The 15,191-nt window shown below is 34.6% G+C and carries 13 protein-coding genes; 5 read left to right on the forward strand and 8 right to left on the reverse strand.

From position 1 onward, the window contains the following. Positions 1-339: 339 nt before the first annotated feature. Positions 340-2,049, reverse strand: a complete 1,710-nt coding sequence (gene pilB / locus KHS79_RS00680) for a type IV-A pilus assembly ATPase PilB (RefSeq protein WP_212715761.1) — start codon at positions 2,047-2,049, stop codon at positions 340-342. A 312-nt stretch (positions 2,050-2,361) separates the two neighbouring features. Between pilB and KHS79_RS00685 the strand changes: the two genes are divergently transcribed. From KHS79_RS00685 to KHS79_RS00705, 5 genes are read left to right on the forward strand one after another with little or no spacing between them, the layout of a single operon-like run. After that, on the forward strand, positions 2,362-2,775 hold the full coding sequence (locus KHS79_RS00685) for a pilin (protein ID WP_212715763.1): 414 nt from the start codon (positions 2,362-2,364) through the stop codon (positions 2,773-2,775). 44 nt (positions 2,776-2,819) lie between these two features. Next, the gene (locus KHS79_RS00690; protein ID WP_212715765.1) at positions 2,820-4,682 is read left to right on the forward strand and encodes a hypothetical protein; all 1,863 of its coding nucleotides are present in this window, start codon (positions 2,820-2,822) and stop codon (positions 4,680-4,682) included. Beyond that, a complete protein-coding gene (locus tag KHS79_RS00695) occupies positions 4,660-5,520 on the forward strand; it encodes a glycosyltransferase family 2 protein (RefSeq protein ID WP_212715767.1) in 861 nt (286 codons plus the stop codon). The genes KHS79_RS00690 and KHS79_RS00695 overlap by 23 nt, the downstream gene beginning before the upstream one ends. Positions 5,521-5,535: 15 nt before the next feature. After that, entirely contained in the window at positions 5,536-6,285 is a 750-nt protein-coding gene (locus KHS79_RS00700) for a TylF/MycF/NovP-related O-methyltransferase (protein WP_212715769.1), read from the forward strand. A 32-nt stretch (positions 6,286-6,317) separates the two neighbouring features. After that, the gene (locus tag KHS79_RS00705; RefSeq protein WP_212715771.1) at positions 6,318-7,337 is read left to right on the forward strand and encodes an SGNH/GDSL hydrolase family protein; all 1,020 of its coding nucleotides are present in this window, start codon (positions 6,318-6,320) and stop codon (positions 7,335-7,337) included. Positions 7,338-7,967: 630 nt separating this feature from the next. On the opposite strand, the gene KHS79_RS00710 is transcribed toward KHS79_RS00705, so the two are convergent. From KHS79_RS00710 to KHS79_RS00740, 7 genes are all read right to left on the reverse strand, one after another. Continuing rightward, on the reverse strand, positions 7,968-8,126 hold the full coding sequence (locus KHS79_RS00710) for a hypothetical protein (RefSeq protein WP_212715773.1): 159 nt from the start codon (positions 8,124-8,126) through the stop codon (positions 7,968-7,970). Beyond that, positions 8,119-9,186, reverse strand: coding sequence for a glycosyltransferase family 4 protein (locus KHS79_RS00715; RefSeq protein ID WP_212715774.1), 1,068 nt, complete (start codon positions 9,184-9,186; stop codon positions 8,119-8,121). The genes KHS79_RS00710 and KHS79_RS00715 overlap by 8 nt, the downstream gene beginning before the upstream one ends. Beyond that, positions 9,165-11,009 (reverse strand): asparagine synthase (glutamine-hydrolyzing), encoded by a 1,845-nt coding sequence (asnB, locus tag KHS79_RS00720; RefSeq protein ID WP_212715812.1) that lies wholly within the window; start codon positions 11,007-11,009, stop codon positions 9,165-9,167. The genes KHS79_RS00715 and asnB overlap by 22 nt, the downstream gene beginning before the upstream one ends. Further along, positions 10,997-12,163 carry a glycosyltransferase family 4 protein gene (locus KHS79_RS00725; protein ID WP_212715814.1) on the reverse strand — a complete coding sequence of 389 codons (1,167 nt, stop codon included), beginning with the start codon at positions 12,161-12,163 and terminating at the stop codon, positions 10,997-10,999. Before KHS79_RS00725 ends, asnB begins: the two co-directional genes overlap by 13 nt. Before the next feature lie 26 nt (positions 12,164-12,189). Then, positions 12,190-13,200: a UDP-glucose 4-epimerase GalE gene (galE, locus tag KHS79_RS00730; RefSeq protein ID WP_212715816.1), complete on the reverse strand. Its 1,011-nt coding sequence runs from the start codon at positions 13,198-13,200 to the stop codon at positions 12,190-12,192. Between the two features lie 174 nt (positions 13,201-13,374). Then, entirely contained in the window at positions 13,375-14,214 is an 840-nt protein-coding gene (gene nadC / locus KHS79_RS00735) for a carboxylating nicotinate-nucleotide diphosphorylase (protein WP_212715818.1), read from the reverse strand. A 72-nt stretch (positions 14,215-14,286) separates the two neighbouring features. Continuing rightward, positions 14,287-14,805, reverse strand: a complete 519-nt coding sequence (locus tag KHS79_RS00740) for a retropepsin-like aspartic protease family protein (protein ID WP_212715820.1) — start codon at positions 14,803-14,805, stop codon at positions 14,287-14,289. Positions 14,806-15,191 lie beyond the last annotated feature (386 nt).

The following is a 15,191-nucleotide window of genomic DNA, read 5'->3' on the forward strand; positions in this document are numbered from 1 at the left end:
TCCTTGGGCTGAGTCTACGCCAATGACCCGAAGAGTAAGAATTATAGAAAGTATTGGGCGATAACGGCGGAAGTGCAAAAGTTTATTTTTAACTCATAACATGAATGTAACAGTACTATGTAAATCCAAGCACAATAGTCATAATTTTGTTGCTACATTCTATGAGCCATAGAGCTTTCATACGGACTGCTTATCTTTGCTTCGAAATAACTATTTAAAATAATTTATATGAAATGGTTCGCATTATTAGTGTAGCCTATTAATCGTTATTGCGAATACTAATAAGGAGGCCGAAAACCTATTAATGCCAACCATTTCATGTTTTTAGCGCCTATTTGCTTAATCCTTAGTAACGCGGTTAACTTCTTCCAGGCTGGTAACCCCTTGGAGGGCCTTTAACAGGCCAGACTTGCGTAAATTACTAAAGCCCTCTTGGTCAGCAACTTCTGCAATTTGTATAGAGTTACCCTCTTCCATAATAATTCTTGATAAAGCGGGGGTTATTTTCACTACCTCATAAATACCAACACGGCCTTTATAACCTTTATTGCACTTTTCACAGCCTTTAGCGCTGGGACCATAAAGTACAGCAGATTTTGCTTGTTCAGGAGTGAAGCCTTCTTCCAGTAAAGTTTTCTCTGGAACATCAATGGTTTGCTTACAGTTGCTGCATAATCTCCTAGCAAGCCGTTGAGCAATAATCAGGTTAACAGTTGTCGCAAGGTTAAAAGCGGGTACTCCCATATTGAGCAAGCGGGTTAATGTCTCAGCGGCGCTGTTGGTATGTAATGTTGACATTACCATGTGCCCTGTTTGGGCAGCTTTGATAGCAATCGAGGCAGTCTCTAGATCTCGAATCTCACCCACCATGATAATATCAGGGTCTTGACGCAAGAAGGCACGTAATGCCTGGGCAAAGTCCATTCCTTGCTTGGGGTTGACGTTAACTTGGTTAATCCCCTCAAGGTTGATTTCAACTGGGTCCTCTGCAGTTGAAATGTTACGTTCTACGGTATTGAGAATGTTGAGGCCGGTATAAAGCGATACGGTTTTACCACTCCCTGTAGGCCCGGTAACCAAAATCATACCCTGTGGTTGCATAAGAGCATTCATATAAAGCTCTTTTTGAGCTTCTTCATATCCTAGGCTATCGATGCCCATTTGGGCACTGGTGGGGTCAAGAATACGTAGTACGATTTTTTCACCCCACAAGGTTGGACAGGTATTCACGCGAAAGTCGATAGACTTGGTCTTCGATAGTCGCATTTTAATCCGGCCGTCTTGCGGTTTACGACGTTCAGAAATGTCCATAGATGACATGATTTTTAAGCGTGATGAAATCCGTGGGGCTAAGCTGATGGGGGGTTTTGCTGATTCGTGTAATACACCATCAGTACGAAAGCGAACGCGGTATGTTTTTTCATAAGGCTCAAAGTGTAAATCTGATGACCCTCCCTTAATGGCAGAAAGCAGCATTTTGTTGACAAATTTTACAACAGGTGCATCATCAGCTTCGCTGGCCACTGGGCCACCATCGTCTTGATCTTCATCGACTGCACTAATATCAAGATCTTCTAAACCTTCATCATCAAGATCCGATAAGCCATCATCTGTGGTATCAAGAAACTTTTCGATCGCTGTATTGAGTTTATCTTCCTCAACCAAAACAGAATCAATATTGAGTCCTGTATTAAAACGAATTTCATCTAGTGCTGCTAAGTTAGTCGGGTCAGATACAGCGATAAAAAGCCGAGTACCGCGCTTATATAGAGGAATTGTATGGTGTTTGCGAATAAGCTTTTCATCAACAACATCTTTAGGTGCAATTTCAAAGTCAAAGCTATCTAAGTCCATCAAAGGTGAGCCAAACTCTTCAGAAGCCAGTCGAGCAACTTCCAGTGGTTTGACCAAGTCGGACTGCACTAAGTGTGTTACAAAAGGAATTTTCTGCTTTGAAGCTTCTTGATAAGCATTTCGTGCCGTTTCTTCGTCAAGTAGGTTGTCATCAACAAGTCTTTTCGCAAGACCGGTAAGCATGATTCTGGACATGGAATAGTTACTACTGTGTCTAGTTGATGAAGGATATGCAAAGTATAGATCGAAAAGTAACAATCTATATAAGAGATATAATTAACATAAAGTATGTGACAAATTTTGTCACTAAGTGGTGATGAAGGTAACTGATTAAAAAAGGTCCTGACATCAATCTGTCTTAGTTAACGTGTTAAGTTTTAAGTAATGTACAGTATGTTAATGCTAATGAGGTGAGTGCGTACTAACTAATGAAATTGGCATTGGCATTGCTCTCACATCCGTACTATGACTATTCAAGTGAATAGGATTTGATCGGAGGAGCTCCACATGAAAAAAATGCAACAAGGTTTTACGTTAATTGAATTAATGATCGTGGTTGCGATCATTGGAATTTTAGCGGCGGTAGCCATACCGGCGTATCAGGATTATACAATTAGAGCGAAAGTTACCGAGGGAATTAGTATGGCCTCTTCTGCTAAGTCTGCAGTATCAGAGTTCAGGCTTTCTGAAAACCGTTGGCCATCAAATAATGCAACAGCAGGTTTAGCTACAACAGTCACAAGCCCATTTGTTTCATCAGTTACTGTTGCAGATGAAACAATTACAATAAGGATGAATGGTACAGCTGCTGGGGCATCAGGAACCTTTACTCTTGAAGGGACGTTTAATAGTGGCGCTGTATCCTGGGATTGTAGTGCAGGCACATTAGATCCGAAATACTTACCTGCTACTTGTCGTTAATAATGAAAAAATGAGGCAGCTTCTAGCTGCCTCAAAATACTTCTATGGCTAAAAAATATATAATATTTCTTTTTTTTACTTTCACGTCCTTACTTATTTTCTTTTTATACTCTTCTGCCATTACAAATTTTTTTGTTTTAGATGATGAAACAAACCTTATTGTTTTAAAAAACCTAGATAATCCTGTAGTAAGCTGGTGGGATATTGCTTTTAGCAACACCTCAGGGTTTTTTAGTCGCCCAATAGCCATGATAACCTTTGCATTTGATTACTATTTGTATGGGTATAACTTTGCTGCATATAAGATAACAAATATAGTGATTCATATAATAAACTCTGTATTAGTTTTCTTTATTATACGTCACTATTTGCAATGCTTTGAATTAAATAATATATATTTAATTTCAATGTTTACGACTCTTTTATGGGTGCTGTCACCTATGCATTTGAGCAGTGTTGTTTACGTTATACAAAGAATGAATTTGTTAGCAGCTTTTTTTATGCTTGTTGCTGTGTTGTATTATTTTTTGTTTTTATCTTGTGGGCGTTATAAATTTTACAAAATTATTTTTATATATGTAATTTGTTTGATTTCATTGCTAGCAAAAGAAAATGGAGTAACAGTGTTACTTATTATAGCACTAACTGAAATTATATTTATGCTTTCAGGGAAAAGTGATGATAAAAAGCTATCAATGAAACTATTAATAGCCTTGTTTACTCCTATATTGATTGGTGTGTGCTACCTTTTCCTGAAATGGGACTATTTTACTATAGAGGGTTATAGAAATAGAGATTTTAACTATTTAGAAAGGCTCATTACTCAAGTTAATGTGGTATGCGATTACATGTTTAATTTAGTATTTCCACTAGAGAGAAATATGGGCATATTTTTTGATAACTATAAAGTGTATAAATGTTTGTTCTGTGATGGGTGGACTGTTCTAAAACTAATTACTTTTATTGTGATTAGTTTTTTTTTATTTCGTTTTGAGAAAGTTGCTCTCTGGGGGTGGGGATGGTATTTAATGGGGTTGAGTCTTGAGTCAAGCATATTCTCACTTGAAATGTATTTTGAGCACAGGAATTACTTTCCGTCTGTAGGGATTTATTTTTTAATTGCGTACTTTTTATTTAAGTTTTTAAATGTTGCTAAGTATAAAAGAAGTATCTATTCATTATATTGTTTATACTTGTTGCTATTTTGTCTGGTTCTTTATACTAGAGCAAACGTATGGAGAAGTATGGATAGTTTGGCAGTTAAGGAGTATGAGAGGAATCCAGGTTCTTCAAGAGCATCTGTTGAAATGAGTAACTACTATATGAGATATGGAGATATTAAAAAGGGACTGCATGTTTTAAATAAAATATCTAAGAGAGAAGAGCTTAAATTTGGTTATGGGTTTCACATGCTAGCATTAGCATGTAATAATGTTATAGAAGTTGATATTAATAAAATTGAAAAAAAATACTTTAGTACAGATGAAAAGCAAGAAGCTATGTATTATATGAGTGCGATAAAGAATTTAGCTAAAGTATACAATAAAAAAAGGTGTAAAAATCTTGGTTTGGATGAAGTTGTATATAAACTGAATTTTGATAATGTGGTTAAAGGTGTTCCTGGATTTTCTGGTGCTCTTTCAGAACTATTTTTTTCATTAGGTGATATGTTTAAGTATGAATACTATGCTAAAGTGGCGTATATAAATGAAAGGGATAAGATTGGTTATGGCTTGAGGTATGTAAAAGCTTTGTATGAAAATGATAAGTTTGATATAGCATTACTTGTACTGAATGATTTGGAACGAAAAAGCAAAAGGAGACTCATGATTTTTATGCCACTTATTAATCAGTATAGAGGAGTTATAAGTGAGAGAGTAAAAGATGAAGAAAATAAAGAAATATAGTGTTGTAATTCCTGCAAAGAATGAATCTAGAACACTAAAATGTTTAATACCTAAACTTAAAGAAAATGATTATGTTGAAACTATAATTGTTGTTAATGATGGAAGTGTAGATGATACAGTAAATGTCTGTAAAGATAATGATATTTGTTTTATAACTCATAAAGTATCTTTAGGTAATGGTGCTGCTGTTAAGTCAGGGCTTCGAAGAGTTGAGTCAGAAAATGTGATATTACTAGATGCAGATGGACAGCATAACCCAGAGGAGATCTATAACTTAATTAATAAGTTTGAAATGGGGTTTGATATGATTGTGGGTGCAAGACGATCAAAAGACCATGCAACAGCTTTCAGAAGATTAGCTAACTATGTATATAATAAGCTTAGCTCATGGGTTGTAGGTCATAAAGTTGAAGACTTGACATCAGGTTTTAGAGTAGCAAATACAGAAAAATTAAAAGAGTTTATTGAGTTATATCCAAACGGTTTTTCTTACCCAACAACTTCTACTATTGCATTTTTTAGAGCTGGCTACTCAGTGGGGTATGAAAATATTAATGTCAAAAAAAGGTATGGTAAAAGTCATATAAAAATATATCAAGACGGTATTAAATTTTTATTGATTATTTTTAAAGTGTGTACTTTATACTCGCCACTAAAAATATTTTTTCCATTGAGTGTTATGCATATAATGTTGGGTGTTTTATACTATTTATATACTTACTGGACGCAAAATGCATTTACGAATATGGGGGTTTTATTAATTGGTAATGGGGTTCTAATCTTTTTGGTTGGATTGGTTTCTGAGCAAATTACATCAATGATGTATCGGAAACGATAAAAGATAGGAGTAATAGTGATAGGAAAGATAAAAGTATTGTTAACAAGGTATACTTTAGAAGAAGTTAAGTTTGAGCTTTTAAAGATGATAGCAAAAATAATTTTTCCAAAATATAGGTTTATGTGGCCTCAACTATATTGGTGGGAAAATGAAGAGTTTAATGAGTATCTTGATAAGTTTGGAGAACGTAGTAAAAATAACACAGATAGACGTTGGATGTTAAATGAACTATTACGGCTAACTGTAGGAATTTCTGGCAATACGGTAGAATGTGGAACATACAAAGGAGCTTCTTCATATTTGGTGTGTAAATTCAATAAAAGTAAATGTAGTAAGAAGTGTCATTATATATTTGATTCATTTGAGGGGTTATCAAGACCAGGTAGTGAAGATGGAAAACATTGGCAAGAAGGAGATCTATACTCAAGTGAAAAAGAGCTAAAGAACTCGCTTAAAGAGTTTGATAATTACAAGGTATTTAAGTCATGGATACCAGATAAATTTTATTTATTGGAGGAAGAGCGATTTTCATTTGTCCACATTGATGTTGATCTTTATCAACCCACGCATGATAGCATCGAATTTTTTTATAATCGTCTTAATAAAGGAGGGGTTTTTGTATGTGATGATTATGGGGTATATACATGTCCTGGCGCAACAAAAGCAATAGATGATTTTTTGGTGGATAAACCAGAAAAAATGTTAGCATTAAACTGTGGTGGTGGCTTTTTTATAAAGGGAGTATATACTAGTGACTCTTTTTAAATTATTACTATAATTATTGTGAGTCATTAAAAATGACGCAGCTAATTGTTTGGTTAAAAAAAACTATTGTTATTGTGGTTATTAACGTTGTTCTTGTTTTGATAGTTCTATATGGTTTTGAATTTTTTTTTAGTCCTTATAGAAGTCTCCCAAAAAATGGTTTTTACGAAGATGGTTATTATACATGGGGTAATCTTGTCAAGGTTAATAAACTCGGTTTTAGGGAAAAAAATTTTACATTTTCAAAACAAGATAATGTTTTTCGAGTGATGGTGCTCGGCGATTCACTCACATGGGGTGCTGGTCTTTCTATCAAGGAACGATATACTGAAGTTGCAGAAAAAAATGCAAATGATAGTAGAGAGAATATTAAGTATGAGATTTTAAACTTTGGATTACCCAGTGCTTCAACTGTTCATGAAAGAAATATTTTATATAAGTATCATAAAATAGTTAATCCAGATTTAATAGTAGTGGGTTTTTGCTTAAATGATACTCAGTCTAAAAGTCAAAATTTTAGTCATGAAAGATATCACTTGTATAAAGACTGGGGGTATTTAGTCCATTCATTGGCCAACATATTAAATAGCTTTGGCTTAAGTTATACTGGTAAGGTTTTAAAGGAGTTATTTTATACTTTGGCTGAATTATTTGGTATTATCCCAAATTGGCAGGATGCACTTGATAGAACATATAACAGGTCATCTCAAGAATGGGACCTTTTTGAAAAGGCACTGATTGATATAAAAGATATTTCAGACTCATTAGATTTGCCTCCACCAGTATTTGCTATCCTAAATCAAGGTACATACACAGACAAACCAACAAACTATGCATCTCCAAACAGTGATCTACAATTATTCTTAAAATGGTACCATCAAGCGGAAGAAATAGCAAAGAATATAGGTTTTACAGTCTATAATCATGAAAAAGAAATCATAGATAATTTAAATAATAAAAATTTAGCTGTTAATGTTCTTGATGGTCACCCATCTTCTGAATTGAATAAAGTTTACGGTGAAAAACTAGCAAAAATAATATTAAATTACTAGATTTTAGCTGATTTTTTAATATATACTCATTACATCCAGACCCATTGGTTAGATACTGGTTAGTTACCTCAAGCATATATTTTTTACTAAAAAGTAATACTTCTTTTGGAGTCGCTACTTCAATGGAAAAACCACCAACCCAATCAATAAAATCATAGTGAAAATTCATTTCTCTTGGATTGTTTGAATCCTTAAAATAGTAAAAAGGACTAAAGTGTTTCAAAGACCCTTTTGCTATTAGTATAGTGGTTTGAATAGGAAGTAATGTAAAAAATTATTGTGTATTTTGAAAAGGTGTTGCTATTATAATCGATTTTTGTTTTCTTTTCATATTTTGGAGATAAATCCTTGGTCGTTATAGATAGCTATATAACAAGCTATCATTTTTAGCTAATAAAAAAACTTCTCAAAACATTCCCACATTTTACCCGTATGATGTAATACACCCCAACAGTATATGATATCGTGTGGAGTAATAAGTTTGACGACTTCACTATTAGTAAAGTCTGCTTGCTTTATAACCCAATTTTGGCTTTTATTAGAGTATTTTTCCTTTAAAATTTTTGTGCACTCTATACACTTTTTATTGATGTCTATTGAAGTGACTGTTGCTCTTAGATTATAGGCTGCTCAAATAAAAATGCCACTACCACAGCCAATATCTAAAATTGTCAGGCCATTCATATTGTCTAGATTGAATTTTTGTTTTAGTGAGTTTTCTGCGTTTTTAATTCTGGCTGAATTAGTGTTTTTTGAAAAATTATGCCAGTTTTCTCCAAGGTCAAACATTTTGGTTCTCTGTGAGGATTGAGCAGATGGCGTGCTCCCAGTTGAAACAAAGGAAGGAAGATTTTTTTTCTTGCTGTGAATTATCTAGTCTATTTTTTGTTAATTGTAAAATTATTTTCGTCCAAGAATCTTTTTGATTTAAAATGAGTTGTTCTCTAGGAATAATTTCTCTATGCTCTTCAATATCTGAAGCGATGACTAATGTATTATTTGATATTGCTTCAAGTACGGAATTAGGACACCCTTCATGGAGTGAAGGATGAAGAAGAATGTCATTGTTTATCCAAATTCTATCAGATCTTACCCATCCTTTATAAATTATTTTATTATTTTTTATCGATGATTTTATAAGATCCTCTAAAGGGCCTTTTCCATAAATATTAAGAATGCAATTTTTTTTTTGTAAAGTATTAAATATATCGACAAGCATTAATGGTTGTTTTCTAGGTTCTAATATGCCAACAAAACAAAACCTTAAAGTGTCACTGGGTACTTTGCTGTGAGAGTAAGGTGTTTTAATTTCATTATAAAGTACTTGTGAGTATAAAGGCTTTAAAATTTTGTGTCTGTTGATTATATTTTTTTCAAGTGTTATAGATACAGGATATATGAATGAATTGTGAATGGATAGGCCCTCTAATAACTTTTCAAAATAAATTAATAGTTTTGATTTGTTAAGTATCCTATTATTTGTTATTGAATCGGCTCTTATAAATAAATGACTTTCTTTTTTGAATAGATTGGTGGCTAGTTTAAATAGTAAGGTATAGTAATAATGGAATGAGAAAAATTTATCAATTGAGTGCTTGTTAGTTATAATTATTGAATATACGACAGTAATAATAGTAAAATAGATCCAAAATAAAAAGCCACTAGTGTTCAACTTATATGGTATCTTATGGAAAAATAAGTTGCTGTGTGATATTGGAAAGGGTTCAGTCGAAATATAATGCACAGTATGCCCTCTATCAAGAAGGGCACTGATTGCTCTAAAATACCTTTTGCAAAGTCCTCCTGGCTTTGGCTTATAGTAGCTAGTTAAAAATGAAAATTTTTCCATAGTAAGTAAGTATAGATTGACCAGAGCCTTATACCGTAGTCTACTTGACCTAATGTATGCTTACTTATCATTTGGTCAACAACCTGACTATTATGAACACTATTTTTTTGTAACATTTTACTTAATTCTGACCCAAGGTCTGATTTAAACCAATAGCTAACTGGAGAGCCAAAACCTTGCTTTCTTCGAGTGAAGATAGTTTGTGGTAAATCATGTCTAAAATTTGATTTGAGGATTTTTTTTCCTGAAAATAAGGATCTATGTGATTTTATATGTGATTTAAAAGCAAAATCAATAATTGAGTGATCTAAAAAAGGACATCTTGCCTCAATTGAATTAGCCATTGTTGCTCGGTCGACCTTAAGCAGAATATCTTGTGGTAAGTATACTAAAGAATCCATAAACATCATAGTATGTATATCATCATAACCACATGAATACTTGAAAAAATTTTTATCTTTACTATCTAAATTTTTTACGCCTAACAAAAGTTTGATCTCTTGGTTTGTGAAAAGTCTTGATCCAATATACGGTGTTTCATCATCTTGACGATTTAAAGTTTCAATAAATAGCTTGGCTTTTTTTATAATACTCCGACTATGGTGTGCTAATGGTGATGGTAATAACGCTATTAATTTCTCAGTGTTTCTTTTAAGGTAAGGGGGTAAACGACTATACCACTGTAATATAACTCTAGCCTGATATCGTTGGTAACCTGAAAAAAGTTCATCAGCGCCATCTCCACTAAGAATTACCTTTACCTGAGAGGCAGCAAGTTTGGATACTTCTGCTGTCGGTATTATTGATGCGTCAAAGAAGGGTTGACCTATATGTTTGTTAATGAGTAACTTAATACTTTCATAATTTAAAGACTCGATTACTTTTAAGTGGTGTTCCGTGTTTAAGTAATTACTTACTAGAGTTGAATATTTTCTTTCGTCGAATGACTTTTCTTTAAAGCCGATTGAAAAGGTCTTTAAGTCATTTTTGAGTTGGCTTGTAATGATTGAGCAAATAATAGATGAGTCTACTCCACCAGATAAAAAAGCTCCAATAGGCACATCAGAGATCATTCTTTTTCTTACAGACTCAGTTAAAAGGGATTTAAGTTCACTAGTATTATCATAGGCTTGTGTCTTTTCTAAAGTTGAGTAGTTAATACTCCAATACTGTTTCCTTACAATTTCCTTATAGGGATACCATATAGCATAATGACCTGGTAGTATTTCATTGATATTTTTATAAGCAGTGTATCCAGGGAGGTAATACCCATATTTAAAGTAGTCAATTGTACACTCTATATCTTCTTTAGGAGTGAAGTCTATTAATTTTAAAAGTGCTGGTAGCTCTGATGAGGCGAATATTTTATTTTGGTTGGTAAAGTAGTAGAGTGGCTTTTTTCCGACTCTATCTCTAGATAAAAGGACTTTTTTTTTCAATTTATCCCATAATATGAAAGCCCACATACCCTCGAGCTGGCTAATGAACATTTCTCCATGACTTACAAGGCCGGCAAGTAAAACTTCTGTATCTCCTTGTGTTCTAAACTTCCAGTCACTTTCAAGGTACTTTCTTAGAGATTTGTAGTTGTATATTTCTCCGTTATAAGTTAGGTAAAACCTGTTATGAGGATCAACCATAGGTTGATGGCTATCATTTAAGTCGATAATTGAAAGTCTTGTATGTCCCAGGAAGGCATCAGCATGAATAATATTCTGCTCATCAGGGCCGCGGTGATGTAGTTGGTGTAGTGAGGACTCTACGCGATACTTAAGATCGTAATTACTTTCGTCAGGGTTATAAGCAAAAATTATACCGCACATAATTGTCTATATAAACTTATGTATTGATCTGCGGTATTTGCCCAATTTAGCCTTTTTTTCTTAAGATAGCTTACGGCATTCTTTTGTAAAGTATGAGCAATTTTTTTGTTTGAAATAATAAAATCAATTTTATTATTTAAATCTTCGGCACTATTATACTTAAAAAGTATCCCATTTTTATTATTTGTTATTATATCTTCTATCCCCGCTGTTTTATTAGCAACTACGACTTTTCCTGATGCAAACGCTTCAAGAATTACATTTGGTCTGCCTTCACGTTTACTCGCTAGGATAAATATATCAGCTCTTTTGTAATAGCTGGGTAATTGGTCATTTTTAACTGCGCCTTCAAATTTTACCTTGCTCTCAATATTTAATTTTTTGCAAAGTAGTTTGAGATTTTTTTCTTCAGGTCCACTACCAACTATAGTTAAAAATATATTCTTTTTTGTCAGACTAATTGCTTCAAGTATAATATTAATCTGTTTTAAATTTGTTAAGCTGGAAACAGTAAGTAACTGAATTTTATTGCTAGTATTTATGAGCTTTAATGGTTGAAAAAAACTGTTATCAATACCATTATGAATACAAACTAGTTTGTTACTGTATTTTGGGTAATTATTTACAAGTTTATTTAATATGTTTTTGCTAACACATACGACTTTGCTACTAAGTTGTAAGCATAATAGTACGACTAAATAGTGAATTTTTGACTCAGTTATTTGATTGATGTCTTCACCTCTTACTGTTGTAATACAAGGTTTCCTTAAAATAAATGCGGAAATGCCACATAAAAGTCCATTAATCGCCCAGTTAGCATGTATGATGTCCACTTGCTTTGCAACTTTAATTGATAATAAAAAAATTCCTGCTAACAGAAAGGGGATTAAAAAATAGTTCAGTTTATTTTGCTTCAAGGCTGCAGGAATTCCACCTGGATTATGGCACAATTTTCTTAAGAACGAAGGTGCGTATTTAATCAGTAGTATATTTTTTGTTAGTTTTTTTGAGTTTGTAGAGGAGTCTGCTGGAGTAACAATTGTAACATTGCAGCCTTGTTTAATAAGAGCATCAGCTAATTTCTTAGTGAAAATACCACTGTTGCTCTTTTCTGATAATGGGTAGGATGTAGTTACAAAACCAACATGTAACAATAGAAAATACCTAAGGTTTATAAGTTTTAATAACCCCCTGGATTCCCTTCCTGCCAGCGCCAGGTATCCTCTACCATATCTTTTAATCCTAACTCAGCCTTCCAATGTAATTCTTTGGCTGATAAATCTGGATTGGCGTAGCAGGCAGCGATATCTCCAGGTCTTCTTGCAACGATATCATATGGGACAGGCTTACCGCTGGCTTTTGCAAATGCATTGACCATTTCAAGTACACTGTAGCCTGTACCTACGCCTAAATTATAGGCTTTACATCCAGGATTTTCCTGAATTTTTTCGAGCGCTTTAACATGGCCTCTGGCTAAATCGACCACATGTATATAGTCTCTTACCCCTGTGCCATCTTTTGTATCATAGTCATTGCCAAATACATGAAGTTTTTCACGCTTACCAATAGCTACTTGCGAAATAAAAGGCATCAGGTTGTTGGGTATACCTTGTGGATCTTCCCCAATGAGTCCTGACTTATGGGCGCCAACAGGGTTAAAGTAGCGTAGTATTATTAAATTCCAATGACGCTCTGCTTGATAAAGGTCTCTTAGAATTTCTTCAATCATAAGTTTTGAGCGACCATAGGGGTTTGTCGCTGAAAGAGGAAAGTCTTCAGTGATAGGAAGGCTTGCAGGATCGCCATAGACCGTAGCAGAAGAGCTAAAAACGAAGTTATATACTTTATGTTGCTGCATTACCTGGATGAGGTTCAGCGTGCCAGTAATATTGTTTTCATAGTAGGTCAGTGGTATTTGAGTTGATTCGCCAACGGCTTTTAGACCAGCGAAGTGGATTACGGCATAGAAAGAATGCTCTTTGAAGATTCTTTCCATGCTTTCTTTATCACGTATATCCGCTTTGATGAAAGTAAGCTCTTTGTTACAAATTTTTTGAACACGGTTAAGGGCTTCACTACTACTGTTGCATAAATTATCAACAACAACGACATCATAGTTTGCATTAAGTAGCTCTACACACGTATGGCTGCCGATATAGCCAGCGCCACCAGTAACAAGGATTTTTTTCATAGAATATTTTGTTTTTAAACCGTTGGTTAGTACTACCCATATTATGGGTAGCGCTGATTAAAAAGAGATGTGTAAAGTATATACCCTTAGTGAAGGGTTTTTTTAATACACCAGTCAAATTATGATGTCATAGTAGCTAAAAAAGTGACTGATTGGTGGTATGCAGACAGTTTGTTATTGAAAACGCATTGATAAATCAATGGCTTGGCAGCTTTTGGTTAAATCGCCAATGGATATATAGTCAACACCTGTTTCTGCAATACTTATAATGGTTTCTTTGCTTACATTTCCTGAGGCCTCAAGCTTCGCTTGTTTTTTATTGATGGAAACAGCCTGCTGTAAGTCACTAATTGAAAAGTTATCCAGCATGATGATGTCTGCTTTAGCGGACAGGGCTTCATGCAGTTCATCTAAATTTTCCACTTCAACTTCAATGTTTTTCCCTAAGTTTAAAGCCTGAGCATTTTTAATAGCTGCGGAGATACTACCACAAGCTGCAATGTGATTTTCTTTTATAAGAAATGCATCGTACAAACCAATGCGGTGGTTAAAACAACCACCTTGGGCAACGGCGTATTTTTGTGCTAGCCGTAAGCCAGGAAGTGTTTTACGGGTATCAAGTAGTTTCACTTCTGTGTGAGCTACTAGTTTGGCGTAGTGGCTACAACGTGTGGAAGTGCCTGACAGCGTCTGTAAAAAGTTAAGGGCTGTACGTTCTGCAGTTAATAAGCTGCGAGCAGGACCAGATACCGTGAGCAACAGCTGATTCGGTGTAACGTGTTCACCTTCGTTGACTTGCCAGTGGGTGTTTATTGTCGAGTCTACTTTATGGAATGTGGCATCGACCCAAGGCCGTCCGCAAATAACAGCATCTTCACGAGAAATTATAGTGGCTGTTGCATTTTCGTCAGCAGGAATAAGGTTTGCGGTAATATCACCATTGCCGATATCTTCGGCAAGGGCAAAAGTGGTGATTTGGTCAATACTGTCTTGCAATTGTTGATTGGAATACATAGCCAATTAAGGGTATTTAGTGATGAATAGAAAGTATGGGCAAGAGTATAGCGAGCGAAAAACAGGATGTCTTTATGAAGACGTTTTTAGTATTAATGTATTACCACGCTGAGTAAACTCTACGTGCTTAAGTGCACTCATACCAAGAAGAACTTCATCATCATCCATGTGGGGATTGATATTAGCGGGGACATCATAAAGCTCGATATCACCAATAGTGAGCTGTCGGATGGTTGAATAGTAAACAGTTACTGTTCCATTCGCCGTTTGAACATAACCTTGTCCTTGCTTAATCATGCCAAGCTGTTCTGCTACAGCTTCAGGGACTGAAACGTAAGTAGCACCAGTGTCGACCAGAAAGGTGACATCTTGTTGGTTTATTTGCCCTGTCAGCACGTAATGACCATAACGATTTCGTTTTAAATGAACTTGTACTTCGCCATTCACTGTTTGGGTGACTTCAAGCTGTTGGTTAGGATTGTTTTGTGATGACTCAAACTTTGCAAAGATCGACGTCAATATTAGTAAAGCAATTGTCCAACCGGCAATCATCATGCCTTTGCCGAGTTTACTGTGAGGGTTGGTTTGCATCAAAAGCTCTCGTAGGCTGTCGAAAACGCAAATTCTATAGTATTACAAATAGCTTAAAGTATGAAATATGTTGGATGCTTACACCACAATAGCTCCCTCGTTGCATTTTTATCCTTTGTTTTGCGCAGATAGATGAGTAGGTAGGATAGCTTGTAAGGTATATAAACTTGAAATAGCGTAAGTCTTTTTTATAGCTTATTGCTGTAAATAAGAGATAGTGAAGTGTTTGCCTGCTTTTGGAGGGCTTATTTAGGGGACACAAACTTTTTGCTTACAGTGACCAGAATGAACTCTTATCGTGCTGCTTTGGCCTTTTATCTACCAGTGTTATAGCAAATCAAAATAAACGTGTCATTTTGATGGTTTAGATGAAATAAGTAAAGACA

Origin of the sequence: Zooshikella ganghwensis, from assembly GCF_018263875.1 — a bacterium.
Taxonomy (GTDB): domain Bacteria; phylum Pseudomonadota; class Gammaproteobacteria; order Pseudomonadales; family Zooshikellaceae; genus Zooshikella; species Zooshikella ganghwensis.

Coding starts and splice junctions, on each gene's coding strand:
- pilB (WP_212715761.1), bottom strand. CDS start 2,049: ATGTCCAGAATCATGCTTACCGGTCTTGCGAAAAGACTTGTTGATGAC.
- KHS79_RS00685 (WP_212715763.1), top strand. CDS start 2,362: ATGAAAAAAATGCAACAAGGTTTTACGTTAATTGAATTAATGATCGTG.
- KHS79_RS00690 (WP_212715765.1), top strand. CDS start 2,820: ATGGCTAAAAAATATATAATATTTCTTTTTTTTACTTTCACGTCCTTA.
- KHS79_RS00695 (WP_212715767.1), top strand. CDS start 4,660: ATGAAGAAAATAAAGAAATATAGTGTTGTAATTCCTGCAAAGAATGAA.
- KHS79_RS00705 (WP_212715771.1), top strand. CDS start 6,318: ATGACGCAGCTAATTGTTTGGTTAAAAAAAACTATTGTTATTGTGGTT.
- KHS79_RS00710 (WP_212715773.1), bottom strand. CDS start 8,126: ATGTTTGACCTTGGAGAAAACTGGCATAATTTTTCAAAAAACACTAAT.
- KHS79_RS00715 (WP_212715774.1), bottom strand. CDS start 9,186: ATGGAAAAATTTTCATTTTTAACTAGCTACTATAAGCCAAAGCCAGGA.
- asnB (WP_212715812.1), bottom strand. CDS start 11,009: ATGTGCGGTATAATTTTTGCTTATAACCCTGACGAAAGTAATTACGAT.
- galE (WP_212715816.1), bottom strand. CDS start 13,200: ATGAAAAAAATCCTTGTTACTGGTGGCGCTGGCTATATCGGCAGCCAT.
- nadC (WP_212715818.1), bottom strand. CDS start 14,214: ATGTATTCCAATCAACAATTGCAAGACAGTATTGACCAAATCACCACT.
- KHS79_RS00740 (WP_212715820.1), bottom strand. CDS start 14,805: ATGCAAACCAACCCTCACAGTAAACTCGGCAAAGGCATGATGATTGCC.